Here is a 22,507-nt window from a genome sequence, read left to right as displayed (position 1 = left end):
ACGGACTATGGCAAAAGATTTGATTGTTTTTGGCGAAGATTGGGGCGGATTACCGAGCAGTACTCAGCACCTGATACGTCAACTGATGTTAAAAGCCGATCGTAAAGTGATTTGGATTAATTCCATAGGGCTACGAAAACCTCGCTTTAGCAGAAAAGATCTCGGTCGGTTATGGCAGAAAATAACGGCCGGTGCCACTGCTGCAAAGCAGGTTGATCCTGATGTTCAGTTATTGCCGGACCGGCAAAAGTTTCGGGTTGTAAACCCCAAGACCATTCCTGTGCCAGAGGGCCGTTTTCAACGACAGATTGCCGCCCAGTTATTAGTGTGGCAAATCAAACCTGTGATGAGAAGTATGGGCATAAAACAGCCCATTCTATGGACATCACTGCCTACAGCTGTGGATGTCGCCGGGCGCTTGGGGGAATCGGCATTAGTTTATTACTGTTGTGATGATTTCTCAGCATTGACTGGTGTCGATCATCAGGTTGTTCGCCAGAGGGAGTGTCAGCTGGTTCAGAAAGCAGAACTTATCCTGGCGGCAAGTGCATCTCTGTATCAGAAATTTCCACCGCTCAAAACACAACTTTTAAGTCACGGTGTTGATTACACGTTGTTTGCAACTCCATGCAATCGTGCCAGTGATCTGCCTGATGATAACAGACCAATCGCCGGTTATTATGGCTCTATCTCCGACTGGCTTGATTTCGCACTGTTAGAGCAGGTGATTCAATGTTTGCCAGATTGGCATTTTGTCTTTATTGGCGAGCAGCATGTTGATTGCTCATCGTTAACCAAGTACCCCCATGTGCACTTTCTGGGCCCCAGAGCCCATCATCAGTTACCTTCCTATGTGCAGCATTGGACGGCGTCACTATTCCCCTTTGTTGATAATGCGCAGATCCGGGCCTGTAACCCGTTAAAGCTCAGAGAATATCTTGCGGCGGGAAAGCCGATTGTTTCAACCTGTTTTCCGGCATTAAAAGAGTATCAGGATCTTATCTACCAGATTGAAACGCCACAGCAGATGGTTACTGCTCTGAACGATGCCAGGCACCATAGTATTCCATCACATGCCCGAGTAGCTGTCGCCACAGAGAGCTGGCAATCAAGAGCGGAGCAGCTTTCAACCTATCTGGAGGCACTATGAGTCTGCATTATCGGTTTTACTGCATCTTGGATGCAGCATGGCGAAGGCGATACCTGATTGTTTTGCCCATGCTGATCTTACCCGTGGTCGGGTTTGTTATTGGCAGCATGGCCCCGGAACGCTACCAGGCTCATACCAGTATGTTGATCCAAGAAACGTCTAAAATGAACCCGTTTTTGGAAGACTTAGCGGTCTCAGCCATGTTGAAAGAGCGTATGGCAGCGCTGAAAACCTTGTTACATAGCCGTCATATTCTAGGGGCTGTCGCTCAAGACCGCGGTTTATTAGATGCGGATACGCCGGATGTAGAGCGTGACTCTGTTATTCAGGAGCTGTCATCAGCCCTGTCAGTAAATATGGTTGGCAAAGATCTGATCCGCATCGATTATCGGTCGAGCCACCCAGAGGGGATGGCACAGACCCTCGAAACGGTCAGTTCGTATTTTGTCGAACAGCTTTTAGCTCCGGAACTATCTTCGATGCGAGATTCGAGCTATTTCCTGGAATTGATGCTAGAGAAAATGCGTCGGGATCTGGATTTAGCAGAGAAAAATCTGGCAGTTTTTCGAGATCAGAATACGACCCAATTACCTGAATACCATGCGGCGAATATCAATCGATTAGCTTCACTCAAACAACGCCTGGCAGAAAGAGAGGCTGAAATAGCTGGCGCTAAAAAAAGTCTGGGTGGTTTGGATCAGCAGTTATCAAAGACTAACCCTGTCGTAGGCAGACTCGAAGAGCAGATTGTTGCTATTCGTAGCCAATTAGCCATGTTGAGAGCCCGCTATCACGATGGACACAGTCAGGTGCAAGCCGCGATTCGCAATATGGCCCGTCTGGAGTCAGAACGGCTTCGTGTTTTGCAACAGGATGATGAATTTGTTGATACAGATAAGCTGTGGGATATCGTCAGTTCAGCGATGCTGGTTACAACGGAGAGTAAACATCAGCCGTTGCTTATTTCTCAACTTGACAGATTACAGCAGGCCCGTAGCCGTGTGGATGGTTTGGAGGAAGAGATCAGCAGCCTGAAACAGATGATTCAGACGTTAGAAATATCGACGTCTGATCTTGGTGAACAAGAGCGCCGCCTTGAGCAGCTAAATCGTGAGATCGCGGTGAAAAGGGAACTCTATCTGGAGCTTTCTAAACGTTATGAGATGGCAAAAGTGACAGGCTCTCTTGGGGATTTTGAGCAAGGGAAAAGGATAAAAGTGATCGATAGGCCGTTTACTCCAACTCGACCGACCAATTTACCCAGTTGGCTATTTGCCATTGTCGGCATGGTTGCGGGTGGCGCTTTAGGCATCGGCCTGGCGCTAATGGTCGAAATTGTCGACATCACGGCAAGGCGAAAGAGAGATGTCGAGTTATGGACTGGCGTTAAGGTTATCAGCCGTATACCTAAACTGGATCTTGAGGCAGGAGCAACGTTATGAAAACAGTTATTCAAGTGGTGCAGCATCTTCAACCGGGGGGGATCGAAACCTTAGCACTCGATCTGCAGCGGTTTAGTCAGCCCGAACAGCACAATTATATTTTGAGTCTTGAAGGGAGTATGGAAGAGGCTTTACAAAGCTGGCCCCGGCTGCAGCCTTATGCCAACAGATTGATTTTTTTAAATAAGCGGCAGGGTGTGGATTACCGTGCTTGCTGGCAGTTAAGGTGCATATTCAAAAAGCTAAAGGTTGATGTTGTTCATACTCATCATATTGGTCCATTGCTCTATGCCGGGTTGGCGGCCAGGGTGGCCGGAGTCGAGACGCTGATCCATACAGAGCATGATGCCTGGCACTTGGCAAATGATCAGCACTGCAAATTGCAAACCCGGGCGATTCGCATATTTAAACCCATTCTTGTGGCAGATGCTGAAAATGTGGCCAGAGGAATGAAGACTCACCTGAATATTGAGCCCGATGTCATTATTACGAATGGGATTGATACCCGTAAGTTTTCTCCGGGCTGCCAGCAAACGGCCAGAGAGAAATTTGGGATGCCGCAACACGCGACCATTATTGGTTGCAGTGGCCGTTTGGAATGGGAAAAGGGCCACACCTATTTGATAGAGGCGTTAACACGGCTCCCAAGAAATGTGCATATTGCGGTTGCCGGCCAGGGCAGCCTAAAAGCCAGGTTAATAAAACAAACCCGGGATTTAATGTTAAATCACCGGATCCATTTTCTGGGACGTATCGATGATATGCCGGCCTTTTATCGCAGCCTGGATCTATTTTGCCAGCCTTCGTTAAAAGAGGGGATGCCGTTGGCTCCATTAGAGGCGCAGGCGTGTGGTATTCCGGCAATTGTGACCACCGCCGGAGCGTCAAGAGAGTCTCTGTGCCATGACACCGGAAAAATCGTGAGAAAAAGAAACCACAGAGCATTAGCGGCCGCCATTACAGAGTTATTCGAACAATCTGTTTTACTGTTTCCTTTTGAGCTGGATCGTAAAAGTCCGAGGGCTTTTGTTACTCAGAAAGCTGATATCCGAGATACCGCTATGGCTTACGCCCGGTTGTATCAGGGAGAGCAGGAACGCCTGCATCCAGTAAGCTGAACTGATCAAAAGGAGGCGTTATGTTAATGCAAGTTTGTGCCACCCTGGCTCTGGTGCTGATTGTGTACCATCACCTGATTTACCCGTTACTGATAAAGCAGTGGTTCAAGAAAGCGGTAAACCGTCAATCCTCCAATCACAATATCTCTCGCCAGCAGGTCAATATACCGGGAATTACTTTAGTGATCCCCGCTTATAACGAAGCTGCCTATATTTCAGAAAAGATCGCAAACTTGGGTTTTATTGATTATCCGGCAGACAAGCTGCGGATCATCATTGCTTGCGATGGTTGTACGGATCAGACGGCGCAATTAGCACGAGTTGCAGCGAAACGGCCTGAAAATAGCCATCTGAATCTAGAGGTACGCGAGTTTAAGAATAACCGGGGTAAAGTGGCCATTGTGAATCAATTGGTGGCATCGCTTGATACGCCTTGGGTCGCTTTAAGTGATGTGTCGGCGCTTATTTCTATCGATGCGTTTAACGTTGCCCATCAGTATATGATCACCCCGGATGTCGGGGTGATCTGCAGTCACTATCAGTTACTGGAGCCGGGCTCAGAGGGGGAGGCGGCATACTGGAAGTATCAAAGCCAGATTAAAGTCTGTGAGGCCCAGGCGGGAGCGACGATAGGGGCACATGGTGCCTGTTATCTGTTCCGGCGGGATCGGTTTACCCCGATGCCTGAAGATACCATTAATGATGATTTTATTTTACCGATGACAATTGTTGCTCAGGGATATCGAGCCGTCTATGAGCCCGATTTGCATGCATTTGAGTTAGAAAAAGCCAGCCACAGCATGGATTATCGGCGCAGAATACGGATCTCTGCCGGTAATTTGCAGCAAGTTTTGCGTCTTAAAAGATTGCTGATGCCTCAATATGGTGCCATCGCCTTCAATTTCTTTTCAGGCAAATTTCTTCGTGTATTGATGCCCTATCTCATGCTGCTTTTACTGTTATTCACCTTGATCTTGAGCCGTGATAGCTGGGTGTGGGGTACATTGTTGATGGCACAACTGCTTGGTTACGCTTCAGCCGCCTGGGTGTATTTTATCCAGCTAGAAACGGCGTCATCTCAAAATAAGCTCGGGGAGATAAGGCCAGTTAGTTGTTTGGCGCGCTGGGGAGAAAAACGGCTGCTGCAACAGCCCGGGATCGGCAAGGTGATGAAGTTGATTAATTATCTGGTCGCGGGGCATTTGGCGAATCTGCTTGGTTCTCTGCGTTATATCTGGGGATTGGAAAAAGGACGCTGGTAAGAAATCAATATCCGTTCACGTTGTTGATAGGTGCAGTCTGATACAAGGAGAGACTTATGAATGTTCAATATGTTGATCGAAAGACACTCATCGGAAAAAGATCTTGCGATATTTTTGCTGCAGTTGCTGGCCTACTGCTTTTTCTTCCTCTTTTCCCGGTAATTGCCATGGCCATTAAGCTTGATTCGAAAGGGGCGGTATTTATATCTCAAATGCGGATCGGCCGTGCTCGACCGGATAGAACCGAGCTTTTATTTATGCTTAAGTTTCGCAGCATGCGACTGGATGCGGAGGCTGCTTCTGGTGCCGTGTGGGCCAGGGAAAGCGATCCCCGCATTACCCGTGTGGGGCGTTTCTTGCGTAAAACACGTTTAGATGAATTACCACAGCTGCTCAATGTATTGCGGGGAGAGATGTCCTTAATTGGTCCTCGTCCTGAACGCCCTTGTTTTTATCAGAAACTTGAGTCTCAAATCCCATATTATGTCGAACGGACCTACGGTTTGGCACCGGGGATCACGGGTTTGGCTCAGGTGAATCAGGGTTATGATACGTGCATTGAAGATGTACGAACCAAAGTTGCCTATGACCATGGTTATGCCATCGCACTTTCAAGCTTTAATAGCTGGATCAAAACTGATCTTGCGATTGCCTTTAAAACCATCGAAGTAATGGTTAAGGGAAGGGGCCAATAAAATCTCGCTGAAATGAGCATCTTGATGTCACTTGGGTAGGTGCATTTGCAATTTGCAACTTGCAAATGCACCTACTTCCTCATAATGCCTCCATTTATCCTATTGAATAATATCGGTTTATTCATTGGCATGCTTTTAGCATTAACCTGTTTAATTGATTGGATTAGTCACAGGAGCAGGCAAACATATATGGATATCAAACGAACTATTACCGAATGTGGTGATTTAATTGTCAAACTCGACGGGGATTTTGATGCGTTGAGTGTGGCTGAGATCCGCCCTGACTTCGAAGCGATAACGGCAGAAGATCAGCAACAGCAGATCATATTAGATCTGAGGCAGGTTGGTTTTATCGACTCATCTGGTATTGGCGCCATTGTCTTTTTATATAAACGTTTAAAAGCCGAAGGTCGCGGACTGGAGCTGACGGGGGCCCGTGGTCAGCCAAAGCAATTATTGGAGTTATTAAGAATTCATCAAGTAATTTCAATCCGCTGAGGACGTCGTAGGGAGCAATACGTATGCGAGGCATAAATGTTATCTGCTTGACTGGACTATTGCTTTGGTTGACTGGCTGTAGCAGCAGTTTCCCCCTTGGTGGATATGGCGGCTTTGCTGAGCATCACTATCAGAGTCTTTCCCCGGTTGAGGCTGGCGAGCCATTAACTCCGGAACATGGTCTGCGGTTTGATTTTGAGTTAAGCCGTCAACTGTTAAAACTGTTAATCGTTGATGGAGCAGAGTTATGTTTTCCTGCCACCGTAGCCCAGGCAAGAGAAAGAGAGCAGCGAATTGGGCGTGAATTAGCTGGTGGCTTAGAGTTTGATGCCGCTAACGATATCCTGATACAACGCAATCAGTTAAATCGGCTGGAACGTCAACTTTCTGCGGCTTTATCTTATCAGACTTGCCGGCTAGATCCGGATCAATTGGATCTGAACCCGGTGTCGGTGGCGACGGAGATTGAACAGCTTCTAAATGCCGACAATCAGTTTGCATTTGGTTCCAGTGAACTAAACCCTAAATATATTGGCCGGTTGGCTCAGGCTGTCGTCTTGCTGAACCAATTTCCTCACTACAGTTTACACGTTATTGGTCATACAGATCAGGTCGGCGATGAGAGCGACAACCATCAGTTATCTATGTTGCGAGCGCGGCAAGTGAGTCGCTATTTGCAAATCTTTGGTATGGATAAAAGCAAAATTGAGGTTTCTGCTCTCGGGGAAACCGCTCCTTTAGCGGGTGGAATGTCTGCTCAGAACCGATTGGTGAATCGCCGGGTTTCAATTGCTTTGGTTGAAAGTATTGGTGTTCACCAGACCACAACTGTTACTCATAAATAAAGGCGCTTGATATGTTCAGATTTATAGCACGAGTTTTATGCATGAGCCTGCTGTTTATCTCTTGTTTTACGTCGGCTTCAGTGTCGAAGCAGACCAAGGTTCAAGTCGGTGATCTGATCGCGGTTTTTTTACCCGGTGAAGAGAATTTGCAACAGGACCTCAATGTGGATAAACAGGGCCGTATTACCCTTCCTGAAGTGGGTACTGTGACCGTTGCGGGTTTAACAGAAACAGAGCTTAAAGCGTTAGTGAAGGAAAAGCTTGGTGGTGTCTTTCGCGATCTGATGCATCTCTCTGTCTATGTTAAAGAGACACGGGTATTGGTGCAGGTGCTAGGTTATGTCGATAAGCCCGGGCAGGTGCTGCTGCCAGCCAGTGCAGGCATTCAAATGGCTTTAGCAAAAGCGGGTGGGGTAAGATCCGGGGCTCAACTCGATAAGTTGCAACTGCGTCGTAAAGATTCAATGCAAGAGTTTAACTATAAGGCTTATTTGGACTCGGGGAATGAATCCTATCTTCCCCAGTTGCGTTCACTGGATACTCTGTTTGTGCCAGCGTCACCGATGATCGGCAATATTGAAGTGGAATTTGATGCAGCTAAAATGACGGATGCCGGGGATGCGGCAGCTGATCGAAATGCGGTGAAGGTCTTTGGTGAAGTGAATCGTCCGGGCAGTTTTTCCTATAAAGCCAATATTTCATTGGTTGATCTTTTAATGCGTGCCGGAGGGGTTACGCGTTATGCCGGTGTGGAGCAGATCCGGGTGATCAACCATAACGAACCCAATCTGTTTAATTTAAAACAGTATTTAGATACAGGAGATAGTCAACTTCTACCGGCACTCTCTTCCGGTGCAACCATCTTTGTTCCGCGTCAGGAGGAGGAGATCAAATCAGGTGCCAACATGGTGTATGTCATGGGTGAAGTCTTTAAGCCTGGTGCCTATGAAGGTAAAGAGGGCGCGACCTTTATGGATATTCTTGCCAATGCGGGCGGGCCGACCCGTTTTGCCGAATCGCGACAAATTCGCATTATTCATGCAAATGGCGAAGTGCGCCCCTTTGATATGGCGGCTTATACCGAAGGTCTGGTGACGCAGATACCTGAGATTGGAGCCGGTGACGCGATTTTTGTTCCTGAAAAAACCGATATGAATGAAAAGTCCTGGCTTAAAGTCGCGCCTAATCGCGCGGTACGGGTGATAGGGGAAGTTGTACGTCCCGGTCGGTTTGAGTGGTCAGATGAAATGAATTTGATGGATTTGCTGGCCCATGCCGGAGGTCCTAAGTCGCGCGCAGACACGGCTAATATTGAACTGCTTATTCCGGATGGGCGTGGGAATAACCGCACGGTCATTTTTGATTTAGATAAATATATAAAACAAGGTCATGGAGAAGCTCGCTTACCGAAAATCAAGGCGGGTACTGTGGTTCGGATCCATGATTTGCCGCAAGGCCCTTCAGATAATAAATCGCAATGGGTGCGCCAATCCTCCGATAAGTCGATATATATCATGGGGCAGGTCGGTGCGCCTGGCCGTTATCGATTTAATAGTGAGATGACTTTTTTAGATATTTTGGCGGCGGCGGACGGACCTACCGACAAAGCCGATATTCATAACATCCGGATCAGCCATAGCGACAAAGGTCGTCCCAAAGTCACCAAGCTGGATCTCGGTCTCTATTTTGAAACCGGAGATCAGCAGTTACTGCCGCAAATTACCACCGGCGATACCATTTATATTCCAGAAAAAAATAGAATTTGGCTGAATCAGACCAAGGAAACCACAGTTCGAGTGCTCGGTGCGGTGAATCGCCCCGGCCGCTACCGCTTTAATGACTCCATGACCTTGTTAGACCTGTTAGCAGAGGCTGGCGGAACTAGCTCTGATGCCTACATCAATAAAATAACGGTGGTGAATCTTTCTTGCTGTAAAGATCAGGCGCGTAGTTTTGATCTGACGGAGTTTAGTAAAACGGCAGATTTCACCACCCTGCCGGTGATCAGAAATGGCGACACGGTTTATGTGCCAGATAGGAAAGACTCTCTTGGTTATAAAACCCGACAAACGGTTGGTGATATTTTCCGCCTGGTTTCCATTGCTTCCTTGCTGGGGGTGTTTTAATGAACGTTGTACATTATCAACAAGAAGTTGAACAGCTCTATTCTCGAACCTTAGCGCAAGGTATTCGCTCATTGGCTATCTGCTCTGCGCTGCCTCAGCAGGGGGCAACAACCATATTAAGAGTGTTAGCACAGCGTAATGTACTGGCTGGTTATTCAACCTTGCTGGTGGATCTCAATATAGCCAGTCCGGGTATTTTAAAGGTGATCGATCTGCCTTGCGAGTCGACCTTATCTCAGGACCATAAAACGCCTTTAAATGCGGTTATCCCTTGTTTGTCAACGCCGCAACTGGTGTCCTTTGCCGATAGTGATTCAGTGTTTAATGGCATTGGTATTCCTCAGGACAAGAGCAGTCTGATGAGGTTGCGAGAGCCGGAGGTATTGCGACAGCTGATCCATAGCTGGCAGCAAGAATATGATACTGTTTTAATAGATACGACGGCATTACTGGCAACGGGTGGCCATGCGGTTCCGGCTCAACAGGTGGCCAGTGCCTGCGATGCCTGTTTGCTGGTGGTACTTTCCGGGCATTGTACGCAAGCACAGCTCGTAGATGCCGTTGAATGCCTTAACCATCAGCAGGCCAATTTGGTTGGCACTGTGATGAATGATCAATATCAGCCAAAACTGATTGATGAGTTAAAAAGAGAATTACATCGTATAAACAGGCAGCTTCCAAGATTGGTACGCTGGGCGAGCGGAAAATTAAACGGTCTGTCTCTGCTTTCGATGGACATTTAAACTATACCCAAGTTACCTCAAGATGCAGGATTCAGAGTGATGCCAGCCAGTTCAATTTAAGGAAAATGTGCGAAGGAATGACGGGTCCTTTCGAGTGCATTTGACACAGAAGTGGGCTGGCTGGCATCACTCCCGAAGGGCGAGTTTTCCAGGCACTAATGTTGCGTTGCTGATTTTTGATGTAGAGCGACTATATCTGCAAATCAGCGCCTGACCTTAGCACCTGGAAATTCTCGCTGAAACGAGCATCTTGAGGTAACTTGGGTATAAAGGGCAATCATAAGGAAAGGGGGGAAGATGGTAAAACAAACTTTCATCAAATGGGGGCCGGTCTTACTGCTTTTAGTCGCCCAGGCGTCTATGGCAAAGACATATACTTTTGGAGTTGTGCCCCAACAGTCAGCCAGTAAGCTGGCCCAGCTTTGGACTCCGATTGTGTTGCATTTAAGCGAGCAGACCGGACTGGAAATTCAATTTGCAACCGCACCCAATATCCCAACCTTTGAAAAAAGGCTGGCAGCGGGTGACTATGACTTTGCTTATATGAACCCTTACCACTTTACCGTGTTTAATCAAGATCCCGGCTATCACGCTTTAGCCAAGGCGAAGAATAAACGGATTAAAGGCATTATAGTGGTGCGCAAAGATAGCGGCATTACCGATCTGAAGCAGCTAAATCTGCAATCCCTTGCTTTCCCTGCTCCTGCTGCCTTTGCTGCCAGCATTTTAACCCGCTCTCACTTGAGTGATATCGGTGTGAATTTCACCCCTAAATACGTATCTTCCCACGATTCAGTCTACAGCACAGTGGCGAAGGGGTTGTATCCGGCTGGAGGGGGAGTAATGCGAACCTTTAACAATATACCGGATACGGTACGCAAGCAGTTACACGTGCTTTGGACCACACAGGGTTACACCCCCCATGCGTTTGCGGCCCATCCAAAGGTAAATGCGGCAGATCAGCTGAAGTTACAACAAGCGCTCATCCAGATGGGTCGCTCGCTTAACGGCATGGCTTTGTTAGAGTCAATCAAGCTTAAAGGTATCGAGGCGGCACAAAGTAGAGATTGGGATGATGTCAGGCGTTTAAGAATAGAGTTGTTAGATGATCTGGTTGATCCTCTGGCCGAATGATCCTTAGTCGTCATTCGGCGTGAGAGAATATTAACAATTACGATGTAATTTCTGGTCGATAGAACTATGGTTTATAAACAGTAACACAGTCATTTTATTGCCAGCTTTATCAGTTGGTTGAGTATAGAACAACAGGGATGGGGCCATATTGAGTTTTCGATTAAAAACCATTCTCGGCATTGCTGTAATTGAAACGGTACTTCTGGTCATACTGGTGCTGAGCGGCATCCGTTTTCTGTCTGATTCAAATGGCACACAGTTGCAGCAGCGGGCCCAGACAACCATTCAACTGTTTGCCAGCGCGGCAAAAGATGCAGTATTGGCAACAGATTTAGCCAGTTTAGACAGCATTACTCAAGAGGTAGCTGCCAACCCTGATGTGGTATATGCCAGAGTCAGTAACAGAGACATAGTATTAGCGGAATCGGGACAGCCAGAAGCGTTAAGTCATGAAATTCGGGTTGATACCGATTTTTCGTTAATTGACGATGGTATTTTTGATGTGCGTTATGAGATACAGGAAGGTGGCTATGTGTATGGGGTTATTGAGTTAGGCCTTTCAACCAGCTCGATTGAACTATTATTAGCACAAGCCAGACGCTGGGCTACCGGTATCGCAACGCTAGAAGTTGTCTTAGTTGCTGTATTCTCTTTTATTTTGGGTACTTATCTTACCCGACAACTGCAACTGCTAAAAACCTCATCGGTCAATATCCGTCGCTTTGGCCCCGGCTTTCAACTGCCGGTGAGCGGCCAAGACGAGCTGGCGGATCTGGCCAATGAGTTTAACCGGATGTCTGTCAGCCTGGCCCGGTCTTATCGAGATCTGGAACAATCCTCTGAAGAACATCGTATTTTGGCTGAACGGGCAAGCCGAAATGAGGCGATGAACCAAGCCGTACTGTCCGCTTCCTTAGATGGCATTATTACCATCGATCACCACGGGGTTATCGTTGAGTTTAATAAGGCGGCAGCAAGTATTCTGGGCTGGTCGCAGGAAGAGGCGATCGGGGAAAATATGGCGCAACTGATCATGCAGGAACCCTTTCGAGCGGCACATAATAAAGAAATGGCCCATTATCTGGCAACGGGAGAAGGGCCTGTCCTTGGCAAGCGACTGGAGCTGCAGACGTTGCATAAGTCCGGAAAGATCATTCCGATTGAGATTGCCATCTCACCAATAGATCTGGGTGAGCATACCTTTTTCACCGCCTTTATCCGCGATCTCTCTGCGAGGAAAAAAGCAGAAGAGGAACAGCGCCTCGCCGCTCAGGCTTTTGAATCAATTGAGCCGATATTTATCACCGATTCTAAGGGCTGCATTCTTCGGGTAAATAGCGCCTTTTCCAACGTCACGGGTTACAGCCGTCAGGAGGTGACAGGGAAAAATCCCAATATATTGTCATCTGGCCGTCACGATAAAGCCTTTTATCTATCGCTTTGGGAGGCGTTACTGGCAAAAGGGCAATGGAGTGGCGAGATCTATAATCGGCGTAAAAACGGTGAAATTTACCTGCAGCGTTTAACCATTACCGCAGTACGTGATGAGAGAGCGGTCACAAGCCACTACATTGCGCATTTTATAGATATTTCAGAGCAAAAAGCGAATGAAATAAGTTTAAAGCAAGCGAGAAAGCTTGCAGAACAAGCCAGTGAAGCCAAGAGTCGTTTTTTAGCAACGATGAGCCATGAGATCCGCTCGCCGTTAAATGCAGTGATCACGATGAGTAGCCTATTGCTGGAATCTAAATTAGATGCTGAGCAGCAGCGATTTGCCGATATTGTCAATCAAGGCGGTCAAACCTTAATGGCTTTGATTAATAACATCTTGGATTTTAGCAAGATTGAGTCGGATCACCTGGAGCTTACCGCGGCATGGTTTGATCTGAAATTCACCGTCGAATCTGTTGTCGAGTTGTTAGCTTGTCAGGCTGGCTTAAAACAGGTTGAAGTTAATCTGGTAATCTCACCACAAATTGCGCATCAGTACTGGGGGGATGAGCTAAGAATTCGTCAAATTCTGACTAACTTGATCAGCAATGCGATTAAATTCACCGATCAAGGTGGGGTGATCGTGCGTTTATATCCGGAGCTTGATACCAAGGTGGTCATTGAAGTTGAAGATTCTGGTATTGGCATCGATATCAAGCACCAGCAAGATATCTTCGCTGAGTTTGTGCAGCTGGAAAATGATGATAGCCGTCGCTTTGGCGGTACCGGTCTGGGGCTGGCCATCACGCAACGCCTGGCTAATAAAATGGACGGTCAGATCTCGATGACAAGCGAATTGGGAAAAGGGACCTGCTTTAAGGTGAAATTGCCTCTGGGTTATCAGATGAAGGAAACAACGCCACAATCCGCTGATCAGCAACCAGAATTTGTGGTGGCTTTATATCTGAATAATCCGGTATTAACCCAAGGACTGAAAGAGCAGCTGAATAGCTGGCACATACCCGTTGAAGATTTGAGTGAAAATCTATCTATTTCAAGTCATTTGTCACGAGTGATCTTCTTGGTTGATGAAGATGTAGAAACAAAGCAGCTCGCGTTTTACAAGGCGCTAAGCCAACGGTTGGATTCAAATAAAGATTGGCAATTTGCAACGTTATTACCAATTCAAAAATTTCGCTCAGCGTCTGTAACCAAGACAAAAGGTTATGACCTGGTGTTCTCAAAACCTCTTACTCAAGCGCAGTTTTTTTCGGCTTTTACGGACACTCAGTGCAGCACCCTTGAAAAGAGAGATAATAAATCAACTGTACAAGAACAGGGTGAACTTACTAAAAGGCAGGTGTTGCTGGTTGAAGATAACCTGACAAATCAAGCGGTTGTACGGGCGCTGCTGGCCAAGGAAGGGATAGAGATCGATATAGCCGAAAATGGGGAGGTAGCCGTGGAGCTGGCGCAGGCTAAGAAGTTTGATCTGATATTGATGGATCTTGCGATGCCGATAATGAATGGCATTGATGCAACAAAAAAAATCAGATCACAGACCGGAATAAACCAAACCAGTACTATTATTGCCATGACGGCCAACGCCTTTGCTGAGGATAAACAGCGCTGCTTAAATGCCGGCATGGATGATTACATAGCCAAGCCATTAAATGTGAAGCTGTTTAGACAAAAGTTATACCATTGGCTTGAAAAGAAGGGGCAGCACAAAGAGCTGAGAGGGAAAAGAGAAGAGACGGAGCAAAAAGAACAACAGCAGGTTTCCAGCGTGCAACCTGAGCCCGGAGCATATCAAGATATGCTTGATAGCAAAGTGATGACACAGCTTGTAAATGATTTGAGTCAGGATGTATTGCTTAAAATCATCAAGCTCTATATTGACGAAACTGAGAAGCGCATGCGGGTAATGGCTGAAGCTGTGAAACAGAGAAATTGGACTTTGCTTGAATCGGAGGCCCACCAGCTTAAAAGCAGCTCAGGAAGCATTGGCACAACACGATTACAGCAAAAGGCACTGGCGATTGAACTGGCAGCCAGAGCAGAAGACCGCGCCGAGGTTGAACGCCATAGCTCTGATCTTTTACCGCTTTGCCAACAATCAATTTTGGGATTAAAACAGTTTGTTGAAGAGAGGGAAGATGACACAACGACTGCTTTATGACACGAAGAAAGAGGCCAAACTTGAGTCGGTGCGAGAAATTCGAGTGATTTTGCTGCGCCTACTGAGTCTAAAAAGAGTGGGTGAGGCGTTAGCAAACCGTATCAGCCTGGCTTTTACCGAAGCGGCAACAAATATTATCAAACATGGCAATCCAAAAGCCGCAACGCTCCAAGTCACACTGAGCCAAGATGGCGCTCATTTTTACTTGGCGCTAATGGATGACGGTGAACCATGGGATATAACCAGGCAATCATATCAGGGGCTTGATAGTGTATTAAAAGAACATGAGTCTGGCCGAGGCCTTGAGCTGATTAATGCATTCGCTGATACGGTTGATTACCAACCAAATCATGCCGGTAATTTCCATTGTTTGAGTTTGTCCTGGTCTTTACCGGAAAAGTGCCATCAGCCCCGAATATTAATTGTTGAAGATGAGCTGGTGGCGCAAAACTTATACCGCAGCTATTTGTCTGAGCGCTATCAGATCGATATCGTTGCTGATGGCATGCAGGCTTTAACTCAATTCAAAAAACATGATTATGATCTCTTACTGTCAGATATTAACATGCCCCGTATGGATGGGATGAGTTTGCGGGAGCAATTACTGGAACAGAAAAATGGTCAGCTGACCCCGTTTATCTTTTTAACAGCGGCAGATAATTCCCAGCTAATTGAGCGTGCCAATTTTTTGGGAGTCGATGATTATCTGCAAAAGCCTGTAAATAAAAACCAACTATTGCAATCAGTTGACCGGGCAATTTACCGTTCGGTTCAACTGAAAAAAGCCATGGGTGAGATGATTAACGAACGTATCTGTGGTTCTTTATTACCTCAAACTCCATTGGATATGCCTTATTGGCAATGTCAGCTTCAGCAAAGTCACAGCGAACGAGGTGGTGGTGATATTTTTCACTTTTATCCATTTAAGGATGAAACAGGAACAGAGGCCGGTTTAATTATGCTGGCAGATGTCGAAGGCCATGACGAAACCGCTAAATTTTTTTCCCATGCCTTTGCCGGCTATTTAAGAGGAATAATTCAGGGTTACTTGGATGGCGCATCGGCGGCATTAACTGTGGGTGCCGTGTCGATCGAACATTTGATGCAACAGATCTCAAATGGCATCTATATGGATAGGTTACTAAGCCAATCCACAATTACCCTCTTATTGCTCAGTGTTCATAGTGGTGGAATAGTGCGTATTGTCAGTGCCGGTCATCCGTCGCCGTTTATATTAGGTGCAGGATCTATGCGTCAATTGGACGTGGGTGGCTTATTACCCGGATTAATAGAAAATGCCCGTTATCAAATGACGCAAGTTGAAATTAAGCAATCAGAACGCCTTGTTTTATATACAGATGGCTTGTTAGAGTCAAAAACACCGGCACAATGCTTTGTTGAAGCAGATATTTTGCAGCGATTAAACGAGAGCATTGCCCACCCGCCGGATCGCGCGGCACGGCAACTTATTGAACACTTTGAGCAATTGGTTGACCCACATGCGCAAGATGACGCCACCCTTATTTTACTGCAGGCGAAAGAATCAGTTTCTCTGCAAAAAGGATAATCAGCTAAAAGGATAGGGATATGCAGCAATTACCAAAGGTACTCTTGGTCGAAGATACACCGATGTTGGCCATGACCTATCAGCACTATTTGAAAGATGAGCCCATTGAGTTGCTGGCGGTTGCTACAGGTAAAGAAGCCATGGCAACGATTGATGAATTTTTGCCTCAACTGTTATTGCTTGATTTGAAACTGCCTGATATGGATGGACAGAAGGTGCTGCAATGGCTTTCAAATAAGCACCCATCTGTGACTGTGATGGTTATGACGGCGCACAGTTCGGTTAACGTGGCGGTGGATGTGATGCGTTTAGGGGCAAAAGACTTTCTGGAAAAGCCTTTTGATGCCGCTCGTTTACAAACGACGGTTCGCAATATGCTGGAACAGCACCAGTTACAGCATATTGTGCAGCAATTACAGACATTTGAACGTCAGAAATATCATGGATTTATTGGTTCAAGCTTAGCGATGCAAGCTGTATACCGGATCATTGATGCTGCTGCTTCAAGCAAAGCCACGGTGTTTATTACCGGTGAAAGTGGCACCGGCAAAGAAGTGTGTGCAGAAGCCATTCATAAACAGAGCCCAAGAAAAAAGAAGCCGTTTATCGCCTTAAATTGCGGTGCTATCCCCAAGGATCTCATGGAGAGTGAGATCTTTGGTCATATTAAAGGCGCATTTACAGGCGCTATTTCTGAGCGGAACGGTGCTGCCAGCCTGGCTGATGGCGGCACACTATTTCTTGATGAAATTTGTGAAATGGACATGGAGTTGCAAACTAAACTGTTACGCTTTGTTCAAACCAGTTGTTTTCAAAAGGTGGGCAGCGGCAAACAGGAGCAGGTTGATATTCGCTTTATCTGTGCAACCAACCGAGATCCGCTGACTGAAGTCGCTGCCGGACGGTTTCGCGAAGATCTCTATTATCGTTTGCATGTTGTACCTATTCATTTGCCGCCATTGCGCGACAGAGACGAAGATATAATTGAAATCGCAGAACATTTTCTAAAAACCTATGCAGCGGAAGAGGGGAAGCAGTTTAACTGCTTTTCAGCAAAAGTATTGGCTCGCTTTTTAAGCTACGAGTGGCCGGGCAATATTCGACAACTGCAAAATGTAATTAGAAATATTTTGGTATTGCACGAAGGCGTGGCAGTTGAACCATTCCATCTGCCTCCTCCCTTAGATCAAGTTTGCGATACGTCTGAGACATTAGGGAGAATGCAACAAAGGGTGGATCATAGTGCCCTGAACAATATCGAGCCGAAGGCTGGACGAATATCTGCAGATAATCTATCAGTGGTAATAGCTGCCCGTAGAATGGGTGAAATAAGGCCACTGGCTGAGCTTGAGCGCGAGATCATTGAGCAGGCGATAACCTTATGTAACGATAACATTCCCCAAGCGGCGCGCTATCTGGAGGTTAGCCCTTCGACGATCTATCGAAAAAAACAAACATGGGAAAACAATGAGTGATGGCAATTTGGGGTGTGTTGCAAACAGGAGAAATGCAATTATCTCTCCTGTTGTTTTCTCTTGTGGTTCATTATTGTTCTATGACCTTAATGCCGCCGTCTTGCTGTACCTGCTTTAACAGTGCTTGTCGTTGCATTTCTTTGTCTGATAAAGCTGTTGGCTGTTCTGCCTCTTGTTCATCATTTTGCTGAGTGAAGTTGTGAATTTGAGTGAAAGTTAGCATTTGTAATGGCTCTATGTTGTGTGTGCTTATGCATAAATAATGTCGCAGAGTGGTTAATAAATCATCATCCCTAACTGTTTTTTTTAGGGATGAGCTGCAAGGCGTAGATCACAACCGTTCGGCGAACGGGCATGTCTGACTGCTTACCGGCGGAGATAAGAGCTTATATATCTTGCAGCCATTGCACGATAAATTCAGCAATGTAGTGTGGCTGGTTTAAATCTAGCACCGGTAACGGAATGTTCTGCGGCGGTTCGCTGTCTGTGGCAAAAGCAATAATATGAGGATCATTAGGGTAGAGGAGAGGTTTCCCATAAGCCGGGCGGTGAATTTCAATCTTAGGAAAAGCGTTGTCGCGAAAACCTTCTACCAGCACTAAATCCAGCTGGTTATGATCGAGTTGGTTCAGGCATTGTGCCAGCTTCGGTTCATCACGTTCTGGATCTGGATACTCGAAGTAGAGCATATGACGGGCTTTTGTCGCGAGTAACGTTTGAGCGCACCCCGCATGGCGCAGGCGATAGCTGTCTTTCCCTGGTACATCAGGGTCGATGTCATGGTGGCTGTGTTTAACCAGACCTATACGCAGATCATGCTGCTTTAATTCGGGGATTAATTTTTCCAGTAAGGTGGTTTTTCCTGAACCACTGTAACCTGCAAAACCGATTATAGGCGTCATATTTGTCTCGGAAATAAAATGCATTCGGCGATCTTAAAGCAAAATGGCCGTAACGTCATGGTGTCATTATTGCGGTTAATTGCCGCTCGCCAGAGCTGGCCTCATATTTTTACTCTTTAGTGGCATATACCGTCTAAAGTTATTGTGTAGCTTGCTTACTTTTAGTTATGCCTGTTTCAGTAAGTGGTCGTAATAGGGGGGGGAATGAAAGTTTGAAGATGAATAACGGCGAGTGTAAATAGCAAAGAGGTTAACCCATATTTATCTGTGATAGATGGAAGATGAACAGGATAGCGTCGTTCATTATCACTGAATATATCCAAACTACGGGTTTGGGTATGAATCATCAACGGCATCAGGGAGAGTGCTATGTGGGCAACGTTGGATTTTGAAGCATCTGGATTATCAGATCAATCGTACCCGATTGAAGTGGGGTATTCCTTACCCGATGGCAGTGGCGACAGTCTGTTAATAAATCCCTTAACAGCAAGTGATGTTTGGCAGCATTGGGATGAGTATGCTGAACATGAAATTCATCAGATTTCACGTAAAGAGCTTGAAGTTAATGGCAGCCAGGTTGTTGAAGTTTGTCAGCACCTCAATAATGTTCTCGGCAAATTCGAACATGTCTTTTGCGACAGCCAATGGGATTTATTCTGGCTTGGTCGACTCTATCATTCCGCACATATGCGCCCCTCTTTTACGCTCACCGAAGTCGGTCATTGGTTAATGCAGGAAAATGGTATTGAGCGTGCCCGTTTCCAGCTGGCACTGGAAGAGCAAGGTCCGGTCAAACATCGTGCAATGCATGATGCAGAGAAGATACGGCTGGCAATAACGCGTCTGGTTGGTTAGTCAGTTGAAAACCCGTGCGTTACAGCTGACGGGTAAATCGTTACAATTCAGCTCACTATCTCTTTATTCATACAAGAGCGATCCTTGCTAACTCAAACTGTACGTATAGCGTTGTTTAATATCTCGATGTCTGATCCGGTTGAAGGTCAGATCCTCAAACAAACTTCTACAGCAGATAATGGCCGTTTTTCTAAACTTGCGGCCATTATTCAGCACGTTCGTCCCGATGTCTTACTGTTATGCGAATTCGATCATCCCGGAAAAGGGGGCGATGATGGTGCATTAGCAAACTTTTGTCGCCACTATCTGGCTGAATCCCAGCATCAACAGTCTGCAATTGAGTACCCTTATCACTATGCTCCGGCAAGTAATACCGGTTTACTGAGTCCATTTGATTTGAATGGTGATGGTGAATTGACGTTACCGGATGACGGCATTGGTTTTGGTGAACATCATGGCCATTTCAGCTTCGTTATCCTGTCACGTTTCCCTATTCAACAGCATCAGATCCGAAGCTGGCAACAATTGCTGTGGCAAGATATGCCCGACCATTGCATGCCTGAAGGTTATTACAGTGATCAAGCAGCCGGAGTCTTGCGGTTGTCGTCGAAGAATCATCTACTGATACCTATAGAGGTTGAACAGCAGGTTATTAATCTGCTTTGTTGTCACCCCACACCGCCAGTTTTTGATGGTGAAGAAAAGCGTAACGCCCGTCGAAATCATGATGAGTTACGCCTGTTAGCCGACATTATTAACAGTGCTGATTATCTGGTGGACGATCAGGGGCAAAATGGTGGTTTATCTGATGGCGATAAGTTTGTGGTGATGGGCGATCTTAATGCTGACATGATCGACGGTGACGGGATCAAAAAGCCAATTCGTGACTTGCTGTATCACCGCCGGATCAATCGTTCCGCCAGCGCTGGCAAACTAACTCCCAAAAGTTTAGGTGGTCGTTTTCTTCAACCTCGGCAGGTTCGTGCCGGTCGAAAAAACGAATGGACACACCTCGATGGGCTGCGGCTTGATTATGTTCTGCCTTCAGACAACCTATCGGTTAAGCAATCTGGTGTTTTTTGGCCGGATAAAAAAGATCCGCTTCGTCATCTGATCACCGATGAGCGGGGGCGGGAAAGGGCGCAAGCGGGCTCTGATCATCGGCTGGTATGGGTTGATATTGATCTGACAGCGTTGTAATAAAACAAGCATAAACAATTTGCATATTCTGACCTATCTTTAGAGGGGATCCTCTTTTCTTTAAAGATAAGGAGTTGGTTATGCTTGGTAAACACAAAGTGTTGAGTGGTGAAGGGTTACGCGGGCAAAGTGCGGGTTCGACCGCACTTTGTACTGTCGGTAAAACAGGTACAGGGCTCACTTACCGTGGTTATGATATTACGGATTTAGCCGAACACGCCGAATTTGAAGAAGTGGCTTATCTGTTGTTAAAAGGCAAGTTGCCAACCCGGACAGAACTGGCGGCCTATAAGACCAGACTGATCTCATTTCGTGGTTTACCTCTGGCGTTAAAATACACATTGGAGCAGATCCCGGCAGATGCCCATCCGATGGATGTTATGCGAACTGGCTGTTCAATGCTGGGTAATCTGGAGCAGGAACATGACTTCAGTGAACAGCTGGATAAAGCTGATCGCTTGCTGGCGTTATTGCCCGCGATCCTCTGTTACTGGTACCGTTATAGCCATCATGGTGTGCGGATTGAAACCTATTGTGATCAGGATAACCTCGGGGGCTATTTTTTAAAGATGCTGACCGGAAAGACGCCTTCTGATCTTCATATACAGGTCATGCAATGTTCACTGGTTCTGTATGCCGAGCATGAGTTTAATGCCTCGACCTTTTCGGCCCGTGTCTGCGCATCAACCTTGTCTGACCTTCATTCATGTATTGCAACTGCGATTGGTACATTGCGCGGGCCATTACATGGGGGGGCTAATGAAGCGGCGATGGAGATGATCGAGTGCTGGCAGAGCCCGGATGAAGCGGAAGCGGGTATTTTGCAGATGCTGGCAAATAAAGAAAAAGTCATGGGTTTTGGTCATCCGGTTTACCGCGAATTCGATCCCCGCAACGTACTGATCAAACGGTGGGCGAAAAAGCTGGCTGAAGAGGCCGATGATTCGGTGCTGTATGATATGTCCGAACGTATTGAGCAGGTAATGAAGCGGGAAAAAGACCTGTTCTGCAATGTCGATTTCTTCCATGCCCCGGCGTATCATTTTATGGCGATCCCTACCAAGTTGTTTACCCCGATCTTCGTGATGAGCAGGGTGACAGGCTGGGCGGCACATGTGTTCGAACAGCGAGCGCATAACCGTATTATCAGGCCAAGTGCTGACTATATTGGTCCGGATCCTCAGGACTGGTTGCCGATTGATGAACGGCACTGACAATGTCGATCTTTTCGAGTCAGCAGACGAAACCGGGGAATGGATAACCATTCCTCAGGGACGGCTGTACTGGGCGCCACACTTCTTTTCAGCGCAACAGGCTGATGATTATTTTCAACACTTATCGAACGAACTGAACTGGCAACAACAATCGATTAGGATGTTTGGCCGTCAGGTATTGCAGCCTCGTTTGCAGGCATGGTGCGGGGATGTTCCGTACACCTATTCCGGCCTGACCATGAAACCGGATCCGTGGACACCGACCTTGCAATCGATAAAAACCGCCTGTGAGCAGGTGGCTGGGGTGTCGTTTAATTCGGTACTGGCGAATCTCTATCGCCATGGACAAGATTACATGGGCTTCCACCAGGATAATGAAAAGGAGCTTGGTTCTCAGCCTGTTATCGCGTCGGTCAGTTTCGGTGAAGAGCGTCGTTTTGTTTTAAAACATATCGAGACCAAACAAAAGATGGAATTTGCCCTGCATTCCGGTTCGCTATTGATCATGGCGGGTGAGACTCAAACCTGCTGGTCCCATTCCGTACCCAAGACTCAGAAAACCATGCAACCCAGAATCAATCTAACGTTCCGCCAGATTATGTCGGTTAAATACCAATGCCATTAACTCTGGCTGAATTGATCAGATAATTTATGAAATTGGTACAAGT

19 protein-coding genes are annotated in these 22,507 nt (G+C 46.6%); 17 read left to right on the top strand and 2 right to left on the bottom strand.

Features of this window, described 5'->3' with window-relative positions; genetic code table 11:
* Window positions 1–7: 7 nt before the first annotated feature.
* The 13 genes from L4D76_RS02255 to L4D76_RS02195 all read left to right on the top strand — a co-directional run bounded on the left by L4D76_RS02255 (window position 8) and on the right by L4D76_RS02195 (window position 17,668).
* Window positions 8–1,150, top strand: coding sequence for a glycosyltransferase (locus L4D76_RS02255; RefSeq protein WP_428439299.1), 1,143 nt, complete (start codon window positions 8–10; stop codon window positions 1,148–1,150).
* Window positions 1,147–2,592, top strand: a complete 1,446-nt coding sequence (locus L4D76_RS02250; RefSeq protein ID WP_428439298.1) for a GumC family protein — start codon at window positions 1,147–1,149, stop codon at window positions 2,590–2,592. Before L4D76_RS02255 ends, L4D76_RS02250 begins: the two co-directional genes overlap by 4 nt.
* A complete protein-coding gene (locus tag L4D76_RS02245) occupies window positions 2,589–3,710 on the top strand; it encodes a glycosyltransferase (RefSeq protein ID WP_428439297.1) in 1,122 nt (373 codons plus the stop codon). Before L4D76_RS02250 ends, L4D76_RS02245 begins: the two co-directional genes overlap by 4 nt.
* Before the next feature lie 20 nt (window positions 3,711–3,730).
* A complete protein-coding gene (locus L4D76_RS02240; RefSeq protein WP_428439296.1) occupies window positions 3,731–4,972 on the top strand; it encodes a glycosyltransferase family 2 protein in 1,242 nt (413 codons plus the stop codon).
* Window positions 4,973–5,028: 56 nt separating this feature from the next.
* Window positions 5,029–5,667, top strand: a complete 639-nt coding sequence (locus L4D76_RS02235) for a sugar transferase (protein WP_428439295.1) — start codon at window positions 5,029–5,031, stop codon at window positions 5,665–5,667.
* A gap of 189 nt (window positions 5,668–5,856) precedes the next feature.
* Complete coding sequence (locus tag L4D76_RS02230) at window positions 5,857–6,165, top strand: STAS domain-containing protein (protein WP_428439294.1); 309 nt, start codon at window positions 5,857–5,859, stop codon at window positions 6,163–6,165.
* Between the two features lie 23 nt (window positions 6,166–6,188).
* Complete coding sequence (locus L4D76_RS02225; protein ID WP_428439293.1) at window positions 6,189–7,010, top strand: OmpA family protein; 822 nt, start codon at window positions 6,189–6,191, stop codon at window positions 7,008–7,010.
* An 11-nt stretch (window positions 7,011–7,021) separates the two neighbouring features.
* Window positions 7,022–9,136: an SLBB domain-containing protein gene (locus L4D76_RS02220; protein WP_428439292.1), complete on the top strand. Its 2,115-nt coding sequence runs from the start codon at window positions 7,022–7,024 to the stop codon at window positions 9,134–9,136.
* Window positions 9,136–9,879 (top strand): P-loop NTPase family protein, encoded by a 744-nt coding sequence (locus tag L4D76_RS02215; RefSeq protein WP_428439291.1) that lies wholly within the window; start codon window positions 9,136–9,138, stop codon window positions 9,877–9,879. Before L4D76_RS02220 ends, L4D76_RS02215 begins: the two co-directional genes overlap by 1 nt.
* Window positions 9,880–10,176: 297 nt before the next feature.
* Complete coding sequence (locus tag L4D76_RS02210) at window positions 10,177–11,013, top strand: phosphate/phosphite/phosphonate ABC transporter substrate-binding protein (RefSeq protein WP_428439290.1); 837 nt, start codon at window positions 10,177–10,179, stop codon at window positions 11,011–11,013.
* A 148-nt stretch (window positions 11,014–11,161) separates the two neighbouring features.
* Complete coding sequence (locus L4D76_RS02205; RefSeq protein ID WP_428439289.1) at window positions 11,162–14,626, top strand: PAS domain S-box protein; 3,465 nt, start codon at window positions 11,162–11,164, stop codon at window positions 14,624–14,626.
* The gene (locus L4D76_RS02200) at window positions 14,604–16,193 is read left to right on the top strand and encodes a SpoIIE family protein phosphatase (RefSeq protein WP_428439288.1); all 1,590 of its coding nucleotides are present in this window, start codon (window positions 14,604–14,606) and stop codon (window positions 16,191–16,193) included. Before L4D76_RS02205 ends, L4D76_RS02200 begins: the two co-directional genes overlap by 23 nt.
* 20 nt (window positions 16,194–16,213) lie before the next feature.
* Window positions 16,214–17,668 (top strand): sigma-54-dependent transcriptional regulator, encoded by a 1,455-nt coding sequence (locus L4D76_RS02195; RefSeq protein ID WP_428439287.1) that lies wholly within the window; start codon window positions 16,214–16,216, stop codon window positions 17,666–17,668.
* Window positions 17,669–17,738: 70 nt separating this feature from the next.
* On the opposite strand, the gene L4D76_RS02190 is transcribed toward L4D76_RS02195, so the two are convergent.
* Window positions 17,739–17,891 (bottom strand): hypothetical protein, encoded by a 153-nt coding sequence (locus tag L4D76_RS02190; RefSeq protein ID WP_428439286.1) that lies wholly within the window; start codon window positions 17,889–17,891, stop codon window positions 17,739–17,741.
* 163 nt (window positions 17,892–18,054) lie between these two features.
* Window positions 18,055–18,570, bottom strand: a complete 516-nt coding sequence (mobB, locus tag L4D76_RS02185; protein WP_428439285.1) for a molybdopterin-guanine dinucleotide biosynthesis protein B — start codon at window positions 18,568–18,570, stop codon at window positions 18,055–18,057.
* A 369-nt stretch (window positions 18,571–18,939) separates the two neighbouring features.
* On the opposite strand from mobB, the gene L4D76_RS02180 reads away from it, so the two are divergent.
* The 4 genes from L4D76_RS02180 (at window position 18,940) to L4D76_RS02165 (ending at window position 22,464) form a co-directional block, all read left to right on the top strand.
* On the top strand, window positions 18,940–19,425 hold the full coding sequence (locus L4D76_RS02180; protein ID WP_428439284.1) for a hypothetical protein: 486 nt from the start codon (window positions 18,940–18,942) through the stop codon (window positions 19,423–19,425).
* 126 nt (window positions 19,426–19,551) lie between these two features.
* Window positions 19,552–20,625: an endonuclease/exonuclease/phosphatase family protein gene (locus L4D76_RS02175; protein ID WP_428439331.1), complete on the top strand. Its 1,074-nt coding sequence runs from the start codon at window positions 19,552–19,554 to the stop codon at window positions 20,623–20,625.
* A gap of 80 nt (window positions 20,626–20,705) precedes the next feature.
* Entirely contained in the window at window positions 20,706–21,839 is a 1,134-nt protein-coding gene (gene prpC / locus L4D76_RS02170) for a bifunctional 2-methylcitrate synthase/citrate synthase (protein WP_428439283.1), read from the top strand.
* A complete protein-coding gene (locus tag L4D76_RS02165) occupies window positions 21,826–22,464 on the top strand; it encodes an alpha-ketoglutarate-dependent dioxygenase AlkB family protein (RefSeq protein ID WP_428439282.1) in 639 nt (212 codons plus the stop codon). The genes prpC and L4D76_RS02165 overlap by 14 nt, the downstream gene beginning before the upstream one ends.
* The last annotated feature ends 43 nt before the right edge of the window (window positions 22,465–22,507 follow it).

This window comes from Photobacterium sagamiensis (genome assembly GCF_050337085.1).
GTDB classification, from domain to species: Bacteria; Pseudomonadota; Gammaproteobacteria; order Enterobacterales; family Vibrionaceae; genus Photobacterium; species Photobacterium sagamiensis.
The sequence above is the reverse complement of the archived record's forward strand: the minus strand, read 5'-3'. Positions and strand labels throughout refer to the sequence as shown.